Origin of the sequence: Aestuariimicrobium sp. p3-SID1156 (assembly GCF_025144225.1) — a bacterium.
In the GTDB taxonomy this organism is placed as follows: domain Bacteria; phylum Actinomycetota; class Actinomycetes; order Propionibacteriales; family Propionibacteriaceae; genus Aestuariimicrobium.
In genome coordinates this window covers 110,049-133,255 of sequence record NZ_JALXXB010000006.1, presented here as the reverse complement: position 1 = coordinate 133,255, position 23,207 = coordinate 110,049, and the positions used below count along the sequence as shown (strand labels likewise).

Annotated in this window: 21 protein-coding genes; 11 read left to right on the top strand and 10 right to left on the bottom strand. The window is 66.2% G+C overall.

Annotated elements, in window-relative coordinates:
• Positions 1-106 precede the first annotated feature (106 nt).
• Positions 107-643, top strand: a complete 537-nt coding sequence (locus tag M3G03_RS08870; RefSeq protein ID WP_259809338.1) for a DUF4245 domain-containing protein — start codon at positions 107-109, stop codon at positions 641-643.
• Between the two features lie 3 nt (positions 644-646).
• Here the strand turns inward: M3G03_RS08870 and M3G03_RS08865 are convergent, their stop codons facing one another.
• On the bottom strand, positions 647-883 hold the full coding sequence (locus tag M3G03_RS08865; RefSeq protein WP_259809337.1) for an exodeoxyribonuclease VII small subunit: 237 nt from the start codon (positions 881-883) through the stop codon (positions 647-649).
• Positions 876-2,108 carry an exodeoxyribonuclease VII large subunit gene (gene xseA / locus M3G03_RS08860; protein ID WP_259809336.1) on the bottom strand — a complete coding sequence of 411 codons (1,233 nt, stop codon included), beginning with the start codon at positions 2,106-2,108 and terminating at the stop codon, positions 876-878. The genes M3G03_RS08865 and xseA overlap by 8 nt, the downstream gene beginning before the upstream one ends.
• 90 nt (positions 2,109-2,198) lie before the next feature.
• On the opposite strand from xseA, the gene M3G03_RS08855 reads away from it, so the two are divergent.
• From M3G03_RS08855 to M3G03_RS08845, 3 genes are all read left to right on the top strand, one after another.
• Positions 2,199-3,164: a 4-hydroxy-3-methylbut-2-enyl diphosphate reductase gene (locus tag M3G03_RS08855; protein ID WP_259809335.1), complete on the top strand. Its 966-nt coding sequence runs from the start codon at positions 2,199-2,201 to the stop codon at positions 3,162-3,164.
• Between the two features lie 245 nt (positions 3,165-3,409).
• Positions 3,410-4,273, top strand: coding sequence for a CPBP family intramembrane glutamic endopeptidase (locus M3G03_RS08850; RefSeq protein WP_259809334.1), 864 nt, complete (start codon positions 3,410-3,412; stop codon positions 4,271-4,273).
• Positions 4,270-4,956, top strand: a complete 687-nt coding sequence (locus M3G03_RS08845; RefSeq protein WP_259809333.1) for a TetR/AcrR family transcriptional regulator — start codon at positions 4,270-4,272, stop codon at positions 4,954-4,956. The genes M3G03_RS08850 and M3G03_RS08845 overlap by 4 nt, the downstream gene beginning before the upstream one ends.
• Here M3G03_RS08845 and ilvA read toward each other — a convergent pair.
• From ilvA to M3G03_RS08830, 3 genes are all read right to left on the bottom strand, one after another.
• Positions 4,946-6,187: a threonine ammonia-lyase IlvA gene (gene ilvA, locus M3G03_RS08840; protein WP_259809332.1), complete on the bottom strand. Its 1,242-nt coding sequence runs from the start codon at positions 6,185-6,187 to the stop codon at positions 4,946-4,948. The genes M3G03_RS08845 and ilvA overlap by 11 nt on opposite strands.
• A gap of 83 nt (positions 6,188-6,270) precedes the next feature.
• A complete protein-coding gene (gene rmuC, locus M3G03_RS08835) occupies positions 6,271-7,812 on the bottom strand; it encodes a DNA recombination protein RmuC (RefSeq protein ID WP_259809331.1) in 1,542 nt (513 codons plus the stop codon).
• A 96-nt stretch (positions 7,813-7,908) separates the two neighbouring features.
• Positions 7,909-8,562: a hypothetical protein gene (locus tag M3G03_RS08830; protein ID WP_259809330.1), complete on the bottom strand. Its 654-nt coding sequence runs from the start codon at positions 8,560-8,562 to the stop codon at positions 7,909-7,911.
• Positions 8,563-8,676: 114 nt separating this feature from the next.
• On the opposite strand from M3G03_RS08830, the gene M3G03_RS08825 reads away from it, so the two are divergent.
• Both M3G03_RS08825 and M3G03_RS08820 read left to right on the top strand, forming a co-directional pair.
• Complete coding sequence (locus tag M3G03_RS08825; protein WP_259809329.1) at positions 8,677-9,333, top strand: TetR/AcrR family transcriptional regulator; 657 nt, start codon at positions 8,677-8,679, stop codon at positions 9,331-9,333.
• A gap of 13 nt (positions 9,334-9,346) precedes the next feature.
• The gene (locus M3G03_RS08820; RefSeq protein ID WP_259809328.1) at positions 9,347-10,609 is read left to right on the top strand and encodes a M18 family aminopeptidase; all 1,263 of its coding nucleotides are present in this window, start codon (positions 9,347-9,349) and stop codon (positions 10,607-10,609) included.
• An 11-nt stretch (positions 10,610-10,620) separates the two neighbouring features.
• On the opposite strand, the gene M3G03_RS08815 is transcribed toward M3G03_RS08820, so the two are convergent.
• From M3G03_RS08815 to M3G03_RS08795, 5 genes are read right to left on the bottom strand one after another with little or no spacing between them, the layout of a single operon-like run.
• Complete coding sequence (locus M3G03_RS08815; protein WP_259809327.1) at positions 10,621-11,436, bottom strand: rhomboid family intramembrane serine protease; 816 nt, start codon at positions 11,434-11,436, stop codon at positions 10,621-10,623.
• Between the two features lie 59 nt (positions 11,437-11,495).
• Positions 11,496-12,317: an ABC transporter ATP-binding protein gene (locus M3G03_RS08810; RefSeq protein ID WP_259809326.1), complete on the bottom strand. Its 822-nt coding sequence runs from the start codon at positions 12,315-12,317 to the stop codon at positions 11,496-11,498.
• Between the two features lie 23 nt (positions 12,318-12,340).
• The gene (locus tag M3G03_RS08805) at positions 12,341-13,357 is read right to left on the bottom strand and encodes an iron chelate uptake ABC transporter family permease subunit (protein WP_259809325.1); all 1,017 of its coding nucleotides are present in this window, start codon (positions 13,355-13,357) and stop codon (positions 12,341-12,343) included.
• Positions 13,354-14,355, bottom strand: a complete 1,002-nt coding sequence (locus tag M3G03_RS08800; RefSeq protein ID WP_259809324.1) for an ABC transporter permease — start codon at positions 14,353-14,355, stop codon at positions 13,354-13,356. Before M3G03_RS08800 ends, M3G03_RS08805 begins: the two co-directional genes overlap by 4 nt.
• Positions 14,352-15,314 (bottom strand): siderophore ABC transporter substrate-binding protein, encoded by a 963-nt coding sequence (locus tag M3G03_RS08795; RefSeq protein WP_259809323.1) that lies wholly within the window; start codon positions 15,312-15,314, stop codon positions 14,352-14,354. Before M3G03_RS08795 ends, M3G03_RS08800 begins: the two co-directional genes overlap by 4 nt.
• Before the next feature lie 143 nt (positions 15,315-15,457).
• Between M3G03_RS08795 and M3G03_RS08790 the strand changes: the two genes are divergently transcribed.
• Genes M3G03_RS08790 through M3G03_RS08770 form a run of 5 tightly spaced genes read left to right on the top strand, consistent with a single transcriptional unit; the run spans position 15,458 to position 23,127 of the window.
• Positions 15,458-15,943: a hypothetical protein gene (locus M3G03_RS08790; RefSeq protein ID WP_259809322.1), complete on the top strand. Its 486-nt coding sequence runs from the start codon at positions 15,458-15,460 to the stop codon at positions 15,941-15,943.
• A 26-nt stretch (positions 15,944-15,969) separates the two neighbouring features.
• The gene (gene ychF, locus M3G03_RS08785) at positions 15,970-17,061 is read left to right on the top strand and encodes a redox-regulated ATPase YchF (protein WP_259809321.1); all 1,092 of its coding nucleotides are present in this window, start codon (positions 15,970-15,972) and stop codon (positions 17,059-17,061) included.
• Positions 17,058-18,608 (top strand): class I SAM-dependent DNA methyltransferase, encoded by a 1,551-nt coding sequence (locus M3G03_RS08780; protein WP_259809320.1) that lies wholly within the window; start codon positions 17,058-17,060, stop codon positions 18,606-18,608. Before ychF ends, M3G03_RS08780 begins: the two co-directional genes overlap by 4 nt.
• Complete coding sequence (locus M3G03_RS08775) at positions 18,605-19,795, top strand: restriction endonuclease subunit S (RefSeq protein WP_259809319.1); 1,191 nt, start codon at positions 18,605-18,607, stop codon at positions 19,793-19,795. The genes M3G03_RS08780 and M3G03_RS08775 overlap by 4 nt, the downstream gene beginning before the upstream one ends.
• Positions 19,795-23,127: a type I restriction endonuclease subunit R gene (locus tag M3G03_RS08770; protein ID WP_259809318.1), complete on the top strand. Its 3,333-nt coding sequence runs from the start codon at positions 19,795-19,797 to the stop codon at positions 23,125-23,127. The genes M3G03_RS08775 and M3G03_RS08770 overlap by 1 nt, the downstream gene beginning before the upstream one ends.
• The last annotated feature ends 80 nt before the right edge of the window (positions 23,128-23,207 follow it).

The following is a 23,207-nucleotide window of genomic DNA, read 5'->3' as shown; positions in this document are numbered from 1 at the left end:
GCGCGACCCCACTGCTGTGTCTCATAGCCCGATCAGCAGCGGACGCGGTGGACCGGGAATTGGGAAAGCAGAACGCTGCTGGGAGAATGCGCGGGTGGCATCCTCCATGGCTCGATCCAGCTCCCGCGACATGTTCCTGACGATGGCGGTCTTCATGATCCCGCTGGCCCTGATCGTCTGGTTCTTCCAGAGCGCAGGCCAGGATCGACCCACCGTCCCGGACGCCGATTGGAAGGGCGCAGTCGCCCAGGCCAGGGCGTCCAAGACCTTCGAGGTGATGGCACCCAAGGAACTGCCGGCGGGTTGGCAGGCCACCAAGGCCAGCTGGCTGAAGCCGGGCCAGAACGATGCCAGCGGCCGCGGGGTGCGGGGGGAGACCTTGGAGCTTGGCTTCCTGAGCGATGACGAGAAGTACTTCGCGCTCAACCAGACGTTGGCGCCCAGCGGGCCCTACGTCACTCGCACCACCCGCGAGGGCTATGAAGAGGGCGTGGTCCAGGTCGACGGCAAGCCCTGGAAGCACTACATCTCCAAAGACGGGCGGACCCACTCACTGGTGCAGGTCGAGGGCAAGCTGACGCGCATCGCCTCCTCGGACGCCGGGGTCGAGCGCATCCAGCAGTTCCTCGCCGTCATGGCCTGAGCCCTACTCCTGATCGGGAGCCTCTGAACCGGCCTGTGCCTGGCGACGCGCTGCCTCCACCTTCGCCTTGGCCCCGTCCAGCCACTCCTGGCAGATGCGGGCAAGCTCCTCGCCGCGCTCCCACAGGGCCATCGACTCGGCCAGGGGGACGCGGCCGGACTCCAGCTTCTGGACGACCTCACCCAGCTCGGCCTTGGCCTGTTCGTAGCTGGGGCGATCGCTGGTGCGCGGTTCACTCATGGGGGGCTCCTTCGGAGGGATCGGCCTGTCGGACTTCGAGGATGATGGTGCCGTCGAAGACGTAGGCCATCAGGTCATCGCCCTCGTCGACGTCGTGGACTGAGGTGATGGTGTCGGTGCCGTCGGTGAGGATGGCGTAACCGCGCTCCAGGGTCCCCTTGGGGGACAGCGATCGGGCGCGGCTGATCAGGTGCCCCACCTCCCGCGACTCACCGTCGAGGACGCCGGCGACCGCACGCTCCAGGCGTCCCCGTTGCATCGCCAGCCGCTCGGCGTGCACCTCGAAACTGGCCAGCGGGTTCTGCAGGACCGGCCGCGAACGCATCTGGTGCAGCTGGTGTTGTTCAGTCTCCAGCCAGCGGACCACTGCCCGCCCCATGCGCTCGCGGGCCATCCGGACCAGTTCGAGCTCCTCGGCCGCCGAGGGCACCAGCAACTTGGCGGCATCGGTGGGGGTGGAGGCGCGGAGGTCCGCCACGTTGTCAAGGATGGGGGAGTCCTTCTCGTGGCCGATCGCGCTCACCACTGGCGTCCGGGCGGCAGCCACGGCGCGCACCAGACCCTCGTCGGAGAAGGGCAGCAGGTCCTCCAGCGCACCACCACCGCGGGCGATGACGATGACGTCGACCTGGGGGTGGGCGTCCAGTTCGGCCAGCGCAGCGATGACCGATTCTGCGGCATTTGGGCCCTGCACCAGGGTGTTGCGCACCTCGAACACGGCTGCCGGCCAGCGACGACGGGTGTTCTCCAGCACGTCACGTTCGGCGTCCGAGTTCTGGCCGGCGATCAGGCCGATGCGGCGGGGCAGGAACGGTGGGCGGCGCTTGCGGGCGGGGTCGAAGAGCCCTTCTGCCTGGAGCTTGCGTTTGAGCTGTTCCAGGCGTGCGAGCAGCTGGCCCTCACCCATCGGACGCAGCTCGCGGCACTCGAAGGTGAGTTGTGTGCTCTGCTCGAAGACGCGGGGCTTGACCCAGGCGGCCACGGTGGCGCCCTCGGCGAGCGGGCCGGCGTTGTCGAGGACCAGCCGGGTGCAGGTCAGGGTGGCTGAGACGTTGGCCCGGCTGTCGCGCAGCTTCAGGAACTGGGTGGACCCACTGCGTCGGTTGATCTCGATCAGCTGGCCCTCGACCCAGACGTCACCGCAGCGCTCCACCCACCCCTTGACCGCCGAGACGACACGGCCCAGCGGCTGCGGGTGCTCTGGTGAACTCTGCATGCCTGCCATGACGACCACCCTAGGGCAGGGCTCTGACAGAACCTGTCGGCCGCAGCGCGGAAGGGGAGCGGGCTGGGGCGACCCCATAGACTGGGAACCATGTCTGAGACTGCCAAGCGTGTCGTCGTCGCTGCTCCCCGTGGTTACTGCGCCGGTGTGGACCGGGCCGTGATCACCGTGGAGAAGGCGCTGGACCTCTACGGCCCGCCCGTCTACGTCCGCAAGCAGATCGTGCACAACAAACATGTGGTCGAGACCCTGGAACAGCGCGGAGCCATCTTCGTCGAGGAGCTCACCGAGGTACCCGAAGGCGCCACCGTGGTGTTCTCCGCACATGGGGTGAGCCCGGCGGTGCACGCCGAGGCCGCTGATCGGGAACTCAGGACCATCGACGCGACCTGCCCGCTGGTCACCAAGGTCCACCACGAGGCGCGTCGCTTCGCCAAGGAGGACAAGGAGATCCTGCTCATCGGCCACGCCAACCACGAAGAGGTGGAGGGCACCATGGGGGAGGCTCCCGAGCACATGACGCTGATCGAGCACCCTGAGGACGTGGACAGGCTCGAGGTCAAGGACCCGACCAACGTGGCCTGGCTCAGCCAGACCACCCTGAGCGTCGACGAGACCATGGAGACCGTGCGTCGCCTGCGCCAGAAGTTCCCATTGCTCATCGATCCTCCGTCCGATGACATCTGTTACGCGACGTCGAACCGGCAGGCCGCGATCAAGCAGATCGCCGGGCACTCCGACCTGGTGATCGTGGTGGGCTCGCGGAACTCGTCGAACTCAGTGCGTCTGGTCGAGGTCGCCCTCGAGGCTGGTGCGAAGGCTGCCTACCGGGTCGACAACGCCGGTGAGGTCCAGGACGAGTGGCTCGAAGGCGTCGACTCGGTTGGCGTCACCTCGGGTGCTTCGGTGCCGGATGAGCTGGTGCAGGGTGTGCTCGATCAGCTGGTCGCCAAGGGCTTCCCCCGCGCGATCGAGGAGCGGCTGACCGAGGAGTCGCTGGTCTTTGCGCTCCCGCCGGAGCTGCGCAAGGACATCCGCCGGGCCCAGACCCACTGAGCGCCCCGAGTCGCTGATCGCCTCTCGACCTCAGTCCTGCCGGTCGGCGATGGCAAACCAACCCATTTTTGTCAGCCCGACCCGCAATGACAGGTTGGGCTGACAATGATGGGTTGGTTTGCGTTCGGCGATGGGTTGCTGGACCCCGGGGCCCCGTGGGGGACGGCTCAGGGGTGAACCCGATGGGTTGCTGGATTCAGGCGTCCTAGAGTTTGAGCAACGCTCAAATCTACGAAGGACGCCCCATGCCGTCTGCCGCTCCCGTTCCCTCCGCCACCTCGATCATGCTTCGTCGGGTCCCGTGGACTCCGGTCCTGCTGCACTTCGCCCTGACCATCGCCTTCACCTTCGGGATGGCGGCTCCCTTCCTGCTGGGGCCGTTCGACCCCGAACTCATCGGAGCGGTGGTGCCCTTCGCGATGTGGGTTCCGGCGCTGGTGAGTCTGCTGACCAACCGGCTGTGGCGCCAGGGCCCCATCCGTGAACTGTGGGCCGTCGGCCCGAAGCGTGCCTGGCAGGACCACGAGTGGCGCTCCCGCCTGGGTTGGCCACTGGCCCTGGCAGTCGCGATCATGCTCGGCGTCCCGATCGTCCAGCTCGCCCTCGCCATGGCGTTCGGCGTGACCGACTGGTCCCCGCGTTCCGGCCTTCTGGGCGCCCTCATCGCGACGCCGCTCGTGCTGCTGATGCAGCTCCTGTTCGCGACCGGTGAAGAACTCGGCTGGCGCGGCTACCTGCAGACCTTGCTGGCGCCGCTGGGGTTCTGGCCGATGGCACTGTTCCTTTCCGCGGTCTGGGTCGCCTTCCATTCCCCTGCGGCGCTGGCGCTGTGGGCATCGGGGGAGGGCTACCACGCCACCCTGCTCTACCTCGGCGATATCTTCGCCATCGGTCTGGTGTTTTCCGCACTGCGCCTCATCGGTGCCTCGGTCTGGCCGGTGGTGCTGGCGCATGCCCTGCTGAACAGTGGCAGGGTGCTGCTCATGCAGAACTTCACCACCCCAGAGCTTGACCTGGCCGTCGCCGACCAATGGACGCTGCATGCCATCGGCTGGGCCCTCTTCGCGGCGGTGGCGGTCTGGCTCTCGCGCAAGCCGGTGGCCCGGTGACCGAGCACCGGCGCGGACCGCGGGGGAACATCAGCCGTGACCAGCTGGTCGCCGCCGCGGCCGGGGTGCTCGACGCCGAGGGCCTCCACGGACTCACCCAGCGGTCGGTTGCCCGTGCTGCCGGGGTCAGCCCCACCGTCCTCTACACCTATTTCACCGACATGGACGACCTGCGGCATGCCGTGGGAGATGCCTTCATCCAGAGCTGGCCACTCCCTCTGGTGCAGGGCGAAGGATCACCGCGTGACAGGATCCGTGCCTTCCTGGAGGCTGCGCTCGAAGCCTGCGCCCAGCGCCCCTGCCAGGCGGAGCTCCTCGCCACCCAGGCTGTGGTGGGGCCGGGCAGCCTCGCCCTCAACGAGGGGTTGTTGCGCGTGCTGGTGGACGAGGCTCCACAGGGCGCCGGAATGGACCCGCTGGCGGCGCACGACCTGGTCGGCGTCCTGACGGCGTGGTTCTTCGGGTGGTTGCAGTCAGACCTGCCCAGCACCAGCGTCGCCCCAGACAGTCCCCAGGTCGCCCGGATGGACTTCAGCTCGACGCCCCTGTCCACGCTGGCCTGGGCGCAGGCCGCACAGCGGCACGTCGACGACCCCCATGCGGGGCGCGGGGCTGCTCTCGACCTGATCTGCTCCCTGGTCCCCGAGCCGACGGCAGCCGAACCGGACCCGGTCAGACGATGAAGCGGAGGAAGGGGCTGTCGGCGTCCAGCACCTCGGCGTCCACCTTGCTGGCCTGCAGGCGCTCGACCAGGTGGGGAAAGTCGTAGGGGTCGTTGAGTTCGATGCCGACCAGCGCCGGACCGGTCTCACGGTTGCTGCGCTTGACGTACTCGAAGTGGGTGATGTCGTCGTCGGGTCCCAGCACCTCGTCCAGAAAACGGCGCAGCGCGCCCGGCTCCTGGGGGAAGCTGACCAGCAGGTAGCGCTTGCGGCCCTGGTGGACCAATGCTCGTTCCACGATCTCGGCATAGCGCGACACGTCATTGTTGCCACCCGAGACGATGGCGACCACGCTCTGGCCGGGCTCGACGCGCACGAAGCTGTCGACAACGTCGGTGGGCAGGGACGCCGAGGCGAGCGCTCCGGCGGGCTCTGCGATGATGCCGTCGGTCTGGTACATCGCGAGCATCTCGGTGCAGACCTGCCCTTCGGGGATCGCCACCAGCTCGGGAGAGATCTCCTGCACCAGAGGCAGGGTGACGTCCCCGGCTCGGCGCACCGCAGCACCGTCGACGAAGGTGTCGATGTCGGTGAGCTCGACCGGCTCGCCGGCGGCGATGGCCTCGATCATGCACGGAGCACCGGCCGGTTCGACACCGATGATGCGGGTCTGGGGATAGTGGGTGCGGAACCAGGCCCCGACGCCGGCGAGCATGCCCCCGCCGCCGATCGGCACGAGCACCACATCGGGGGCGGCGCCGAGCTGGTCGACGATCTCGGGGGCCACCGTGCCCTGACCGGCGGCGGTGCGGAGGTCGTCGAAGGCGGGGACGATGGTGGCGCCGTCCCGCTCGGCGGCCTGCTTGGCCAGGGTGGAGGCGTCGTCGTAGGTGTCGCCCTGAACGACCAGTTCGATGTGACCCTGACCCAGGGCCAGCATGCGGTCACGCTTCTGCCGCGGGGTGGTGCTGGGGACGAAGATGCGGGCGTCGATCCCGAGTTTCGCGCAACTCCAGGCCACTCCCTGGCCATGGTTCCCGGCCGAGGCGCATACGACACCGGCGGCACGCTCAGCATCGTTGAGCTGGCTGATCAGGTTGTAGGCGCCACGCAGCTTGTAGGAGCGCACTGGTTGCAGGTCCTCCCGCTTCAACCAGACCTGCGCGCCGGTTGCCTCGGAGAGACGGTGGTTGGCCTGCAGGGGAGTCCGCACCGCGACACCTTGCAGCGTGATGGCGGCGGATTCGATCATGGTTGAGAGTTCAGCGAGAGATGTCACAGGGATCATTTCTACCTGATCACGCCCGGCCCGCCGCCTTTGCCCATGGCTGCCAGTCAGCCGAGACGTCGAAGATGCTGTGAACCCGCAGGTGAGCTCGCGGGGGCATCGTCCAGCAGGTCGTCCAGAGTGGGCTCGCCCCGGCTCAGCTCCTGCTTCTCGGGCAAGGTGAAGGACTCGACCAGCTCCGGAGCCCTCAGCTGACGGACGTCGACCTCCACAGGAGAGGGAGAGGGAAGTTCCAGTCCCGAGACGTCCAGGTCCTTCAGCTTGCGAGCGGCTGGCAGTACGCGCCCCTCAAGGGATCCCACCGACACGTTGTAGGCCTTCACCGCGCTGCCCAGGGCGCGTCCGAGCTTCTCGACATGGCCACCGAGCGTCGACAGGCGCTCGTAGAGTTCACGCGCCTGGTCGAAGACCTGCCGCGCATTCTCGGCCACCGCAGCCTGACGCCAGGAGAACGCGACTGTCTTCAGCAGGCCGATCAGTGAACTTGGCGTGGTCAGCAGGATCCCCTTGTCCGAGGCGTAGGCCATCAGGTCAGGCATCCGGTTGAGGGCCTCGGCTGCCAACGCCTCTGAGGGGATGAACATCACCACGAACTCAGGAGTCCCGGCCTCGGACTTCCAGTACTGCTTGGCCGAGAGCTGGTCCACGTGAGTCCGTACATTGCGTGTGAACTGGCCCATCAGCCGCTCGCGGTCGGTGGTGGACTCAGCCTCCTCGGCCTCCAGGAAGGCCGCCAGCGGCACCTTGGAGTCGACGTGGACGAACTTGTCCTCGCCCAGCATCACGGTCAAGTCGGGTCGGATCGTGGTGTCCGCGGTCGTGGTCGTCGTGCCCTGGGTGGTGAAGTGGCAGTGCTCGACCATGCCGGCAACTTCCACGACGCGCTTGAGCTGCATCTCGCCCCACTGGCCGCGGACCTGCGGCTTGCGCAGGGCGGTGGCCAGCGCATGGGTCTCGCGGCGAACCTGGTCGCCGGTCATGGTGACCAGCTTGACCTGCTCGCGCAGTTCGGTGGAGATGGTGACCCGCTCCTTCTCCATCTCGGTCAGGCGGGTCTGGAAGTCCTTGAGTTGCTGGGCCAGGGGAGCGACGATGGCGTCCACCTGCTTCTGTCGCTCGGCGGCTGCCTCGTTCGCCAGCTTGTTCTGGTGCTCCAGCTGTTCAGCCGACAGGGCCTTGAACTGGTGCGCCATGCGTTCGTGGTCAGCGGCGATCTCATCGGCTCGCTTGATCGCGGCGTCCCGTTCGGCGACCACGCCCGCGAGCTTTGACTGCGCCTCGCTGGCCCGCGCCCGCATCTCGCTCAGCGCCGACTCCGTTTCGGCGCGCTCGGCCTGTGCCTGGGCCAGGTCCGCCCGGCCCGATTCCACCAGGGCCCGCACCCCAGCGAGCTCGGCGCGCACCTGGTTGGTCTCGCCACGAGCAGTCGCGGTTTCGGCTACGGCTCGCTCCATCGCCGCGCGGGTATCGGCCAGGTCAGCGCGCCCGGTGGCGTCCTGCAACTGGACTCGCGACCGCAGCACCAGCCAGGCGCAGACCGCGCCCAGGACGACGCCGAACAGGAGCGTGAGGACATCCGCAGTGGTCATGGTCCCACTGTGCCGGAGAGGTCTGACAAAACCTGCCAGGCGTCCCGGGCAGCCCCGGATCATGCTCCTCCGAGGGTGGAGCCGGTGGCCATGGGATCAGTGTCGGCGCGAGGTGTTCCGTGCGGTGGTCGTGGCGAGGACAAGCGCGGCGGCGCAGTAGGCCACGCCATAGCCGATCCTCCCAGCGTCCGGGAGGAAGAACTGTGGAAGGAAGCCCACCATCAATGCCCCCAGCGGCCAGGCAGCCCAGCGGGGGCGTGCGGTGCGCTGCCACGCCAGCGCCATCAGGACGCCCGAAGCTGCCAGCGACACCAGTCCGATGCCGAAGGTCGTCAGGGCAGCGGGGTGATTGCGCATCTGCTCCACGAGCAGCGGGAAGTCGACCTGGGCACTCGCCAGATGCCACCGACCCAGGATGTGCAGGCCGAAGGTCTCCATGCCGTAGTAGGGCAGGCTCGCCACGGCACCCACCAGCCCTGTGGCCCGCGCCGCCCGAGCCAGTCTGCGCGTGGCCCGTGACGCGTCGTGGGGGACTGCCTCCTCAAGCCGCAGCCCGACCCACGCGAACTGGGCGATCGCCGCCACGCCGAACAGGTGGCCGACGATCCAGCGCCAGCTGGCGAGGGCGGTCGCCTGCTGAAGCAGGTCGGTGGAGTGGTCGCCGTAGGGCCGCACCACCAGGTAGGCCGCCATGCAGGTGCCGGTCCCGACCAGGGGTGCGGTGAGTCGGCGGAAGGGCGAGCGGGGCATGAGTCCTCCGTCGTTTCTGTGAGCAGTGCTCTCTGGTCGAGTCTGTGGGCGTGCCTCCCAAAAGTCAAGAGCAGTGCTCTCGCTTTCTGCGGGAAGGTCAGTCATGATGGGGGAGTGGCAGGAATCCGCGAACAGAACAGGTTCGAGACTCGGGCTCGCATCCTGGCCAGCGCCCGTCGGCAGATCGCCGAGAAGGGGGCCGGCTCGCTGTCCACCCGTGAGGTGGCCCGCGACGTCGGCATGGTGTCCTCGGCCGTGTTCCGCTACTTCGACAGTCGGGATGCCTTGCTCACGGCGCTCATCCTGGAGAGCTATGGCAACCTGGCCGACGCCCTCCAGTCCGCGGCAAGGGACTCCCGCGGCGCCGGGGCCTGGCGTGACCTGGCCCACTGCCTCCGGGAGTGGGCGACCGAACGCCCCCACGAGTTCCAGCTCCTCTACGGCACGCCGGTCCCCGGCTACCAGGCCCCGCGCGAGACGATCCCCGAAGCTGCCCGAGTGGCCGAGCCCTTCCTGCGGGCCGCGGCCGAAGGTGGCGCTCCCGAGTTGTCCTCGGACGTAGCGGCCGCGATGGAACCGTTGGTCGCCGACCTTCCCGACGCGCCGGTTGCTGGACTGACCGCAGCGATCGCGGCCCTGGCGCAACTCGTCGGCGTCCTGACGTTGGAGCTGTCGGGGCACTTCGTGGGCGTGATGACCTCGGCGGAGCCGTTCTACGAGCACGTCGTGGAGCAGCAGGTGCGGTCCCTCGGCTTTGTCGGGCCGGTCTGATTGGATGGATCCCATGTCAGCGCGCGACCACATTGAGAACTTCAGCCGGTTCATCCAGGCCTCCCCGAGCTCCTACCACGCCGCGGCGGAGGTGGCCTCCCAGCTGGAGGCGGCGGGCTTCACCCGCCTGGACGAGTCCAAGCCCTGGGATCGCGCCCGCGGTGGCCAGTTCATCGTGCGCGACGGCGCCGTGATGGCCTGGCTGGTGCCCGACACCGTCGATGACTCCACCGGCTTCCGGATCGTGGGCTCCCACACCGACTCCCCGACCTTCACCCTCAAGCCGAATGCCACCTGGACGGCGGCGGGTTGGCAGCAGGCCGGGGTGGAGGTCTATGGCGGCCCGCTGCTCAATTCCTGGCTCGACCGTGAACTCGGGCTGGCCGGACGCCTGACGACGGTCGATGGGGAGGTCCATCTCGTTCGCACCGGTCCGGTGCTACGCATTCCGCAGCTTGCCATCCACCTGGACCGTGGGCAGAACGAGGGTTTGAAGCTTGACCGGCAGCAGCACATGCAGCCGCTGTTCGCCGTCAGCGAGCCCGGCCTGGACATCGAGGAACTGCTGTGCGAACAGGTCGGGATCGACCGTTCTGACATGGCCTTCCATGATGTCGTCGCCTACTGTGTGCAGCCCCCGGCCATTTTCGGAGCCAATGAGCAATTCTTCGCGTCCGGCCGGATGGACAACCTGTCGAGCGTCCATGCCTCCCTCGAGGCGCTCAAGCAGGTCGAGCTGGGTTCCGACATCGCCGTGCTGGCGGCCTTCGACCACGAGGAGGTGGGCTCGGCGAGCACCACCGGTGCGGCGGGCCCGATCCTGGAGGACGTGCTGCGTCGCATCGCCGCCGGCCACGGCATCACCGGCGATCGGTGGCACGCCATGATCGCGCGGTCGAGCTGTATCTCGGCCGATGCCGGGCACGCGGTGCACCCGAACTACGTCGGCAATCATGACCCGCACAACCAGCCGCTGCTGAATTCTGGGCCGCTGCTGAAGATCAATGCGAACCAGCGCTATGCCACCGACGCCGTCGGGGCCGCGCTCTGGGCCCGGGCCTGTCAGGCCTCGGAGGTGCCCAGCCAACCGTTCGTCTCGAACAATGCGATCCCCTGTGGCTCCACCATCGGCCCGATCACCGCAACCCGGCTGGGTATCACCACGGTCGATGTGGGCATCCCGCTGCTGTCGATGCACTCCGCCCGCGAAATGTGCGGGGTGGACGACCCCTGGTACCTCTCCCGGGCGCTCGAGGCCTACTGGTCGGGCGTCTGAGCCACAGGGGGTCAGCGGCGGCGTCGCGCGCTCAGGTCCTTGAGCTCCTTGCGCTCGCGATCGCTGAGGGAGTGCAGTCCCTGCTCGCTGATCTTGGCGAGCAGGGCATCCATGCGGGCGTCGTCGCTGGCGCGTCGCTCGGATGCCCGGCGCTCCTTGCGTGAGGGCTTCGCAGGACGCGCCGACCGCGGCTGTACCGGGCGTCCCGGTAGCCATCGGTACTCACCGAGCATGCCCAGCCTGCGGGCGACCAGGGCGACCAGCGCCATCCCCAGGACCAAGGTCGCCAACGAGGACCAGTCCCGGTAGGCCAGGTAGGACAGCACCTGCAGGGCCACGATGAAGGCGCCGAAGGCCCAGGCCGGGATGTTGAACAGGAAGCGACGGCTGGGGTACTCGGCAATCCACAGCAGCAGGACTGCCAGCTGGACCAGACCCATCCCCGCCAGTGCGCCACCGGGCAGCACCGCGCCGACGCCTGCCGACACGAGCGTGAAGGAGGCCCAGATGCCCACCAGCAGCCACATCATCCCACGGCGACCCAGGGTCTCCTCCAGGTCGCGCCCGAAGTACCACAGCATCAGCAGGGAGATCAGCGTCCCGAAGCTGATGAAGTTGGCGAAGGGCCAGGTGACGACACGCCACACCTGACCCTGCAGGACCGGCGAGATGTGGAAGGCGAGCCATCCCGGCAGTGTGGGCGCGATGACCGCTGCCAGGACGCTCAGGACGCCGAGCCCGACGACCAGGACGGTGGTGGTGACGTCAATGTTCCCGAGTCGGAACCACGCGGTGGCATTGCGGGCATGGGGGGATCTGCTGGACACACCTCAAGGGTGCCAGATGCTCTTGGGAGCGTTGCGCTCAACTCGGACGCGCAGTCGACTCAGCCGGCCCGGACGCCCGGATTCTCCGCCACCAGCTCCCGGCGCGTTGCCTCGACCTCGGCGGGGCGGTAGTACTGCGCGATTGGGCAGCCCGAGGCCTTGTCCACGGCACAGTTGACCCCGAAGACCTCGCGGAGCATCTCCGAATCGACGATGTCCATCGGACGACCCTGCAGGACCACCCGACCGTCCTTCATGGCGACGATGTGGTCGCTCCACGCGGAGGCGAAGTTGATGTCGTGGACGACCATGATCACGGTCTTGCCGAGGTCATCGGCGGCCCGACGCAGCCGGTGCAGCATCGACAGGGCGTGGGCCATGTCCAGGTTGTTCAGCGGCTCGTCCAGCAAGAGGTACTCGGTGTCCTGGGCCAGCAGCATCGCCACGAACGCGCGCTGGCGCTGGCCGCCGGACATCTCGTCCAGGAAGCGGTCGCGCAGCGCGCCGAGGTCCATGTGGGCGATGGCTGAGTTGATGGCCTCGTGGTCGGCAGCTTTGAGGCGTCCCCTGCTGTGGGGGTAGCGGCCGTAGCTGACCAGGTCGTGCACGGTCAAGCGCACCTGGAGGCCGTTGTCCTGCTTGAGGATGCCCAGGGTGCGGGCGAGCTCCATCGAGTCAGTGGTGGCGACGTCCAGTCCTCCGACGGTGATCTGGCCCGAATCAAGGTCGAGCAGCCGCGCGATCATGGACAGCAGGGTGGACTTGCCGGCGCCGTTCGCGCCCACGATCGACGTGATGCCGCCGGTGGGGAGGGAGATGCTGACGTCGTCGACCACCACTGAGCGCCCGTAGGCCTTGGTGACGTTGGTGACCTTGATCATTTCTCTATCTCCTATTCCCGAGGCTAGGTGCGCAGTGCGGCGCCACGGATGACGAGCCAGATGAAGACGAGTCCGCCGCCGAACTCGATGAGGACGCTGAGCAGGGTGGACTGCCCGAAGACGTGTTCCAGGATCGCCTGGCCGCCGACCAGCATGATGACCGCCAGGGCAGCCGACATCGGCATGGTCCAGCGGTGCTTGCCCGAACCGGAGATCTGGTAGGCCACATTGGCCACGATGAGGCCCAGGAACGTGATCGGTCCGACCAGGGCAGTGCAGACGCTGACCAGCATGACCGCCACCAGCAACACCTCGCGAGTGATGCGCTGGGGGATCACGCCCAGGCCCTGGGCTGCGTCCGGACCCAGCGTCATCACGTCGAGTTCGTGGCGTCGGTACCAGAGCCAACCGCATCCGAGCACGACCAGGACCGTCGAGACGCCCAGCAGCTCGGGGTGGATGGTGTTGAACGAGGCGAACAGGTTGCCCTGCAGCATCAGGAACGAGGCCGGGTCCATCATCCGCGTCAGCAGCGACTGCAAGGAGCGCAGCAGGGTGCCCAGCACGATGCCGATCAGCACCAGCAGGTGCACGCTGGTGCGCCGCGACACGAGCAGGCCAGCCAACCCGACGCCAAAGCCCATCATCACCATCAGGTTGATGGTGAACATCGCCACCGGGCTGACCTGGGAGGAGATCGTCGCTCCCAGCAGGAACAACAGCAGGGTCTGGATGAAGGCGAACAGGGCGTCCAACCCCATCACCGACGGCGTCAGGATGCGATTGTTCGTCACTGTCTGGAAGGCAACGGTCGCGGCGCCGGTGGCGATGCCGACCAGGGCCATGCCGAGCAGTTTGCGGCCGCGGAACTCCAGGGTGAAGGCGAGATCCCAGCCCGAATCGATGGCCAGGAAGGCGAACAGCGAGAGCCCGGCCAGGACGCAGGCGATGGCGAGGCGGGCAGCAGGGCTGTTCCAGTCGCGTCGCTGCGTGCGTCCCCTGCCGGGCGCCACGGACGCAGGGAGGGTCGAGCTGATCATGCGTTCACCGCCCGTCGTGAGGGAGCCGAACGTGCGGGGAGGCGTCGCAGCAGCATCCCCAGGAAAATGGCAGCCCCGATGACCCCGGCGATGGTGCCGACCGGGATCTCATAGGGGAAGTTGATGGTGCGGGCGAGCAGGTCGCAGACCAGCACGAAGGCGGCTCCGGAGACCGCCACCCAGCCCAGCGAACGACGCAGGTTGTCGCCGAGGATCGCGCTGACCAGGTTGGGGACCACGAGTCCGACGAAGGCGATGTTGCCGACCACGACCAGGCAGACAGCGCTGCTGATCGCGATCATGGCCAGACCCAGGTTCATGGCGCCCTGGTAGTTCAGGCCCAGGTTGCTGGCGTGGTCCTTGCCGAGGGAGGCGATGGTGAACTGGTCGGCGGCGATCCAAACGGCGACGAAGACGGCCGCGATCACCCACAACATTTCATAGCGTCCACGCAGGACACCGGAGAAGTCGCCGGCCATCCAGACACCCAGAGTCTGCAGCAGGTCAAAGCGGTAGGCCACAAAGGTGGTGGCGGCCGCGATCATGCCCGAGAGCATCAGGCCGACCAGCGGGACCGCGATCACCGATTCGCCGCGGGGCAGGCTGTTCACCAACCGCATGAACAGGGCGGTTCCCGCCAGGGCGGTGAGGATCGCGACCAGCATCTTGACCCACAGCGGGGACTCGGGCCACAGCAGGGTCGCCGCGAGGATGCCGACGCCCGCGGATTCCGAGGTCCCCACGGTGCCGGGTTCGACGAACTTGTTGCGCACGAGCAACTGCATCAGCAGGCCGGACATGGCCAGCGCAGACCCGGCCAGCAACACCGCGACCGTGCGCGGGATGCGGCTGGCGAACAGGGTCTGCCACTGCTGGTCGCTGGCGCGTCCGCTGAGGATGTCCAGCGGGGAGAGGTCGTTCACGCCAACGAACAGGCTCACCGTGGCCAGGGTGAGAACCCCGGCCACGGCGAGCGCGAAAGACGTGCTTCTGGTCACAGGCCCTTGACGGTTTCCTCGACCATGGCCCTGGCGTTGTCCAGGCCGTGCATGGTGATGTACCAGCGCTGGCCGTCGAGGTAGACGACCTTGTTGTTCTTCCAGGCCTTGGTGCTGGCGACCAGCTCGTTGTCCAGCACCTGCTTGGCGGCCTTGCCGGACTCGCCGATGGCGGCATCGCGGTCGACCACGAACATGACGTCCGGGTTGGCCTTCTGGATCGCCTCGAAGGAGATCGGGTCGCCGTGCGAGCCTTCGCTGACCTTTTCGATGGCGGGGGTCACGCCCAGGTCGCGGTGGATCACGCTGTAGCGGGAGGTCGGCCCGTGTAGCGTCACCTTGCCAGCCGAGGTCATCAGCACCATGCCCTTGGTGCCCTGCGGCATCTTCGACTTCGCAGCCTCGATGGCGGTCTTCAGCTCGGCGAGCTTGGCCTTGACCTCCGACTCCTTGCCGACAGCCTTGCCGATGATGGTGGAGGCCTTCGCAACACCGTCGTAGAACGGGCCGTCCTGCGTGTAGGTGATGTCGATGGTGGGGAAGTGCTTGGCAAGCTCGGGGTACTTCTTGGCGCTGCGGAAGCCGACGATGACCAGGTCCGGCTTCAGCTTGTTGATGGCCTCCACGTTCGGTTCAGCCAGGGTGCCGACATCGCTGTACTTCTTGTCCTTGAACTGCTCCAGCGCGGTGGGGACGACGCCGCCTTTGGGTAGACCGACGACGCGGTCAGCCAGACCGAGGGCGTGCAGGGTGTCCAGGGCGCCGAATTCGAGGACGACGATCTTCTTCGGGTCCTTGACGACCTCTGTCGAGCCCTGGGCGTGCTCAATGCGGACCTTCTCGTTGGAAGAGCTCGGGGCAGCAGAGTCCTGGCCGCAGGCAGTGGCGGTCAGCGTGAGGGCGGCGGCGGTGAGGGCACCCAGGCTGCGGCGGGTGAGGCGGCTCTCGAACAGAGTCATGCGGGGGTCTTTCGGTCAGGCGATCGGCGGATCGTGACGGTTAGGTGACCCTAACCTAACCATGCCGTCGGTCGGGACGCAACTTTAGCGTACAGGTCTGTTTCATAATTGTTGTCTCGGCTCACTCCGGCATGCTGGGTGCCATGGCTGAGGTTGAAGTGGGTGGGCGCAGGCGGCTGGCGCAGGTCGCGTTCTTCTGTGCCATCGCGATGGTGGTACTGGGCGTCGGGTTGTTGACGGTGCATCTCATCGGCGTGGCAGCGTCCTCGGCGGGGCCGGGTGCAGGGGCTCCTTGGCTCAGGACGCCGCAGGTGATCCTGTCCTCGCTGCGACAGCTGGTCTCGATGCTGGCCTTCGGGGTCGGCGCCCTCCTGCTGGTCATCGCCCGCTCGAAGTCGGGGCAGCGCGGGGGTCTGTACCTGACCGCCGGCGTGCTGCTGCAGTGGGCCTGGCTGCTCACCGTCTACAGGGTGCTGTTCGGCAGCCGTCGTGGGGGAGCCTTCGTCTCTTTCGCGGCTGTCGACCTCGCTGTGACGCTGGTTCAGTTCGGGCTGTTCTACCTGGCCCTGCGCGCCCTCGGGCGGGCGCTCGACCTCACGTGGGCGCGGGACTCCACGACTGGGGACTAGTGGCGTCCCCACGGTAGGCTGCCGGGGTGGCACTCACCATTGGCATCGTCGGACTGCCCAACGCCGGCAAGTCGACCCTTTTCAACGCGCTGACCAAGAACAACGTCCTGGCGGCGAACTACCCGTTCGCGACGATCGAGCCGAACGTCGGTGTCGTGGGCGTCCCGGACGCTCGGCTGCCGAAACTGGCCGAGATCTACAAGTCCGAGCGGCTCGTGCCCGCGACGGTGTCCTTCGTCGACATCGCCGGGATCGTGAAGGGCGCCAGCCAGGGCGAGGGCATGGGCAACGCGTTTCTGGCGAACATCCGTGAGGCGGACGCCATCTGCCAGGTCACCCGTGTCTTTGAGGACGCCGACGTCACGCATGTGGATGGCCGGGTCAACCCCAGCAGTGACATCTCCACCATCACCACCGAGCTGATCCTGGCCGACCTGCAGACCCTGGAGAAGGCGCTCCCGCGGGTGGAGAAGGAGGCGCGGATCAAGAAGGACACCCAGCCCAAGCTGGAGGCCATGCAGAAGGCGATCGACCTGCTGAACTCCGGCACAACGATCTTCAAGTCCGGCATGGACACCGAACTGCTGCGCGAGTTCTTCCTGATGACCGCCAAGCCCTTCATCTACGTCTTCAACTGTGACCAGGACGAGCTGGCCAACGAGGACCTGAAGCAGACGATGCGCGACCTGGTGGCGCCGGCTGAGGCGATCTTCCTGGATGCGAAGTTCGAGTCCGAGCTGGTCGAGATGGATGAGGAGGACGCCCGGGAATTCCTGGCCGACTCAGGTGTCGAGGAGCCGGGTCTGGACGTGCTGGCGCGGGTGGGGTACGACACGCTGGGGCTGCAGTCCTACCTGACCGCGGGCCCCAAGGAGGCGCGCGGCTGGACCATCAAGAAGGGCTGGACTGCGCCGCAGGCCGCGGGTGTGATCCACACCGACTTCGAGAAGGGCTTCATCAAGGCCGAGGTGGTCAGCTTTGACGACCTGGTCAAGGCCGGGTCGGAAGCGGCGGCGAAGGCTGCGGGCAAGATGCGTCTGGAGGGCAAGGACTACGTCATGCGCGACGGTGACGTGGTGGAGTTCCGTAGCGGACTAACCTCTGGAGGAAAGAAGTGAAGACGGTCGACCTCGGTAAGGTCCGCAGCACCCTATGGGCTGCAGCTGACGAGTTGCGCGCCAACTCCAAGCTCACCCCCGTCCAGTACCGCGACCCCGTCCTGGGGCTTGTCTTCCTCGCGTACGCGGAGAACCGCTTCGAGGCCGTGCGTGGGGTGGTCGAGTCGAAGGCCAGTGCTCGGAACCCGGCGACGGCCGCCGACTACAAGGCCAGATCGGTGCTCTACGTCCCCGACGAGTCACGGCTGTCCAGCCTGGTCGATCTTCCCGAGGGTGATGACGTCGGCAAAGCCACCGACGATGCGATCAATGCCATCGAGGCAGCCAACCCGGAGCTGAAGGACATCCTGCCGCGCGGGTACCGGAAGCTCGAGCGCTCGACCTTGATCGAGCTGCTTCGACTCTTCGCGCCGTTGCCCACCCAGCTCTCGGGTGACGCCTTCGGATTCATCTACGAGGACTTCCTGTCCAACTTCGCCGCGCAGGAAGGGAAGGGCGGCGGCGAGTACTTCACCCCGTACTCCATCGTCCGGCTCATCGTCGAGATCCTCGAGCCCTTCCAGGGGCGCGTGTTCGACCCTGCCTGCGGGTCGGGCGGCATGTTTGTCCAGTGTGCGAAGTTCGTCGAGCGCCACAACGAGTCGGCCAGCCGTCAACTCTCGATTCTCGGTGTTGAAAAGACCGACGACACCGTCCCGCTGGCCAAGATGAACCTGGCATTGCATGGGTTGTCCGGGGACATCCGGCAGGCCAACAGCTACTACGAGGACCCGCACAGCGCCGTGGGTGCTTTCGACTACGTGATGGCCAACCCGCCCTTCAACGTAGACAAGATCAAGAAGGACCAGCTCGCCGGTGACAGGCGGTTCCCGTTCGGCCTGCCCAGGGCCGATAACGGCAACTTCCTCTGGATCCAGCAGTTCTACGCCGCGCTGTCCCCGACCGGCCGTGCCGGCTTCGTCATGGCGAACTCCGCAGGCGACGCGGGCCACTCTGAGAAGGAGATCCGCAAGCAACTGATCGAGTCCGGCACCGTGGACGTGATGGTCGCGATTAGTTCCAACTTCTTCTATACCGTTACCCTGCCGGTGACATTGTGGTTCCTTGACAAGGCCAAGGTCGGCACCCCGCGCGAGGACACCGTATTGTTCCTCGATGCTCGCCACATCTTCCGGCAGATCGACCGCGCCCACCGTGACTTCACAGCCGATCAGATCGAGTTCCTAGCCAATGTGGTGCGGCTTTACCGTGGCGAGGACGTCGAGACCGTCGACGGCAGCGAAGCGCTGTTGGCCGAGAACTTCCCCGACGGGAAGTATGTCGACGTCGGAGGCCTGTGCAAGATCGCCACCCGCGCCGAGATAGAAGCACAAGGCTGGAGCCTGAACCCCGGCCGCTACACCGGCACTGTTGCAGTCGACGAGCGTGAAGTCGACTTTATAGGCGACCTTACGGCGCTGTACGAGGAGTTCACAAAGCTGAGCGACGAGGCTGACGTGCTGCGATCCAAGGTTGATGCGGCCGTTCAAGGGATCCTCGGCGTATGAATGGTTGGCGCGACACCACCATTGGGGGCCTCGGAAGGGTCGTCACGGGAAGCACACCTCCGTCCAAGCATCCAGATTGGTTCGGGGATGATTTGCCCTTCGTCACTCCAAGTGACATCACCTTTGGTAATCGACGCCCGCGACCTGAGCGCTGGCTCTCCCAGTCAGGCCGTGACGGCCTCAGGACCCGCGTCGTTCCACCCGGATCAGCAGCGTTCGTGTGCATCGGAGCGACGATCGGCAAGGTGTGTCTGGTCGAGACCGAGGCCATTACCAATCAGCAGATCAACACGGTCATTCCAGGCCCACATACCGACAGTCGCTTCTTGTATTCCCTTCTACGTCACCTTGCGCCGACCGTCACTCAAGGGGCGAGCGGGGCCACTACACCGATCATCAATAAGTCGGCGTTCTCGGCGATACCGGTCCGGATTCCCGATCTCGAAACACAGGTGCGGATCGGTGAAGTCCTCGGCGCGCTTGACGACCTGATCGAGAACAACCGGCGGCGGGTGGAGGTGCTGGAGGAGATGGCGCGGGCCATCTACCGTGAGTGGTTCGTGAAGTTCCGCTACCCCGGCTACGAAGATGTCCCGCTCGTCGGCTCCGCACTCGGACCGATCCCGGAGGAGTGGACGGTCAGGCGCCTCGATGAGTTAGCAACGTTTGTGGGTGGAAGTACGAGGACCAAGGCAGCTTACGTTGACGCGGGGTACGTCGCGTTCAGTGCGGCTGGTCCCGATGGATTTGTGCCCGACTACGAAGTCGATGGGCCGGGTGTAGTTTTGTCAGCGGTGGGTGCCAAATGCGGCCGGACCTTTTGGGCCTCTGGCAAATGGTCATCGATCGCGAACACCATAAAGATCCTTCCGAAGGAACCCGAACTGTTTGCAAATTGGTTGCGATTCGCGACGGATGACTCAAGTGTCTGGCCCAAGCGCGGCTCTGCGCAGCCGTTCGTGTCGATTAATGATGCCCGCGGTGTGCTAAGTCGTGTAGCGACCCGAGAGACACACCTTCGATTCGAGGATGCCGTCAAGCCAATGGTCGATCAGGCGGTCGTTCTTGAAGCGGGCGCGCGTGGGCTGGCCGCGCTTCGCGATCTGCTCCTCCCCAAACTGGTAACGGGTCAGATTGACGTTACCTCGCTTGACCTGGATGCGGCTATAGCGGAGCAGGTGGCGTAATGACTCCCACGGGCCCGGAGTACTGGTACGTCGAGAAGCCGAGCATCGAGCTTCTGGCTCAGCTGGGCTGGACCCCGGTGGATGCATTCCAGGAGGTACTAGGCCCTGAGGGCAGTCTCGGTCGTGACTCTCAACGTGACGTTGTCCTCACGCACCGTCTGTGGTCTGCGATGCGCAAGCTCAGCGCGGAGCACGTGCCCGACACCTCGATCGATGAGGCCGTCGAGGTGCTTACCAAGGACCGATCGGCCATGGACCGCGTCCGCGCCAACCATGAGGTACATGACCTGCTCCGCGACGGCTACCGGGCCGAGTGGACCGATGACCGTGGTGAGAAGCAGATCGAGACCCTGCGCTACCTCGACCTGAGGAACTCCTCGAACAATGACTTGCTGGCGGTGCAGCAGATGTGGGTCAAGGGCAACCTGCACAGCCGGCGGCTGGATCTGGCGCTGTTCGTCAACGGGGTACCGCTAGTGCTGATGGAGTTCAAGGAGCCCAACGAGTCGGTCAAGGCGGCCTACGACAACAACTTGACCGACTACCGCGACACCATCCCGCAGCTATTCATCCCTAACTGCTTCGTGTTGCTGTCCAATGGAAGCCAGGCGAAGGTCGGGTCAACTTACGCGCCGTGGGAGTTCTTCAACGACTGGAAGGTCATCGACGCCCACGGCACCCGCGGTGCGGTCGCCCTGGAGACTGCGCTTCGAGGTACCTGCGACCCGTCCGTTCTGCTAGACCTACTAGAGAACTTCGTCGCGTACATGGAGCGGCCCGGTGGCCTGATCAAGGTTCTCGCGCGATCCCACCAGTTCCTCGGAGTCAACGCCGCGATCGAGAACCTGCACCGGGCGCGTGCTGAGCAGGACAAGCGCCTGGGAGTCTTCTGGCATACCCAGGGCTCGGGCAAGTCGCTGTCGATGCTGTGGTTCAGCCAGAAGGTGCTGCGACGGGTGCCGGGCAGGTGGACGTTTGTCATGGTCACCGACCGCACCGAGCTCGACACTCAGCTCCACGGGGAGTTCGCCGACGCCGGGGCGATCTCGCCCGAGGCCAGGGTGCACGCAGACTCCGTGGCGCACCTGCGTGAGCTGCTGGCGGCTGACCACCGGTACGTGTTCACGTTGATCCACAAGTTCCAGCCGTCGAAGGCGTTGGGGGAGCGGCAGATGCCGGTTCTCTCAACCCGTTCGGATGTCATCGTCATCACCGACGAGGCGCACCGAAGCCAGTACGACACACTCGCCCTGAACATGCGCACTGCGCTACCGAACGCCTCGATGATGGGCTTCACCGGCACACCGCTGATTGCCGGTGAGGAGCAGGCCACGCGCGAGCAGTTCGGTGACTACGTCAGCGTCTACAACTTCCGCGACGCGATCGAGGACGGCGCGACGGTCCCGTTGTACTACGAGAACCGCATTCCCGAGCTGCAGCTGGTCAACGAGAATTTCTCCGAGGAACTCAACGAACTCCTCGAGGAGGCCGAGCTCGACGAGGACGCCGAGGGCCAGCTCGCTCGGGCGTTCGGTACGCAATACACGCTGCTGACACGTCCTGAGCGCCTGAAGACGATCGCCAAGGACCTCGTGACCCACTTCGTCGGCCGGGGCTTCACCGGCAAGGCGATGTACGTCGGGCTCGACAAGGCCGCAGCCGTGCGGATGTACAACCTCGTCCGAGAAGCCTGGACCGAGCATCTGGCTGACCTGAAGGCGGAGCATGACGCGTTGCCAGAGCTCGAGCGTCCGTGGCTGGCATCGCGGATCGAGCTCATGGAGACCACCGACATGGCGGTCGTGGTCTCGCAGAGCCAGAACGAGCTGAAGATGCTTGACGAACAGGGCCTCGACATCCGACCGCACCGCGAGCGGATGATCCGCGAGGACCTGGCCGAGAAGTTTAAGGACGCCCAGGACCCGCTGCGGCTCGTGTTCGTCTGCGCGATGTGGATGACCGGCTTCGACGCGCCCAGTGTCTCGACGGTCTACCTCGACCGGCCGATGCGTAATCATACGTTGATGCAGACGATCGCCAGGGCCAACCGGGTCTTCCCGGAGAAGGACAACGGGTTGATCGTCGACTACGTCGGTGTCTTCCGGAACCTGGAGAAGGCGTTGGCGATCTACGGGGCCGCGAACGCCGGCGACTCACCGATCGAAATCATCGACGCCCTCGCCGCCGAGCTGGACGCTGCCGTGGCCGACCTGTTCGCCTTCTGCACCGGCGTCGGAGTCGACCTTGCTGCGATGCGCGACGCCGAAGGATTCGACCACGTCGCCAAGCGCGACGCAGCTGTCGAGGCGCTACTCGTCGACGAGGGCACACGCACCGACTTCCAGCAGAAGGCACGCCAGGTGCGGAAGCTCTTCAAGGCCCTCCTGCCCGACCCCAAGGCTGCTGCGCAGCAACGCAACGTCGCAGCGATCAGGGTGCTCGCCGAGCGCATCGCGGAGGTCACACGGCCGGCCGAGGCGGACCTCGGTTCGGTCACGGATGCGGTGGACGCACTGCTCGACCGCTCCGTAGGTGCCGAGGAATATGTCATCCGAGCCGCTGCCGAGGGGACCAAACCCGATCCGCTCATTGACCTGTCACAGATCGACTTCGAAGGTCTGTCGGCCAAGCTCGCTGGTCGCAAGCGAGCCGAGACGGACCGACTGGCGCAACTGCTACGCCAACAGGCCATCGCCTCGGCGACGCGCAACCCCACCCGGTACGAACTCGTCGAGCGGATCGAGCAGCTGATCGACGACTACAACTCCGGCAGCGTGAACATCGACGAGTACCTGCGGCGCTTGATCGAGCTGTCGCAGAACCTGACCGAGGAGGAAGAACGGTCGGCTCGTGAGGGAATGACCGAGGAAGAGCTAGCGATCTTTGACCTGCTGACCCAGCCCGATCCGGTGCTCACCGACGACGAGCGCGACACGGTGAAGGCCAGCGCAAAGAAGTTGCTGGAACATCTCCATGACAAACTAGTCCAAGACTGGCGACGCAAGGTCGACGTGATGAATGACGTCGATAGCACGATCCGACGAGTCCTGGACCAAGAGCTGCCCGAGACTCCCTACACGCTCGACATCTTCTCCACGAAGGTGCGGCTTGTCTTTGATCATGTCCTCACCGCCTACGGCGACGACGGAGAGAGCGCATACACCCCGCGGATCGACTTCCAGTGGCCCGCGCAGTCGGTGGAGTACGACGGCCCAGACGGGCCTCTTGATGTGGACAAGATCGCCGACGACGTCGTCGCCCGCATCCACGACGACCCGATCTTCGCCGCCCACGTTGCTGCACAGTTGGGTGCTACTGACTCAGCGACTTGAAGTGCGCAAGGGTTTCTGAGAGTGCTGACAACGGCCTCGATGATGCAGCATTTGTTTGCGCGAGCGCGGCAACGAGGAGA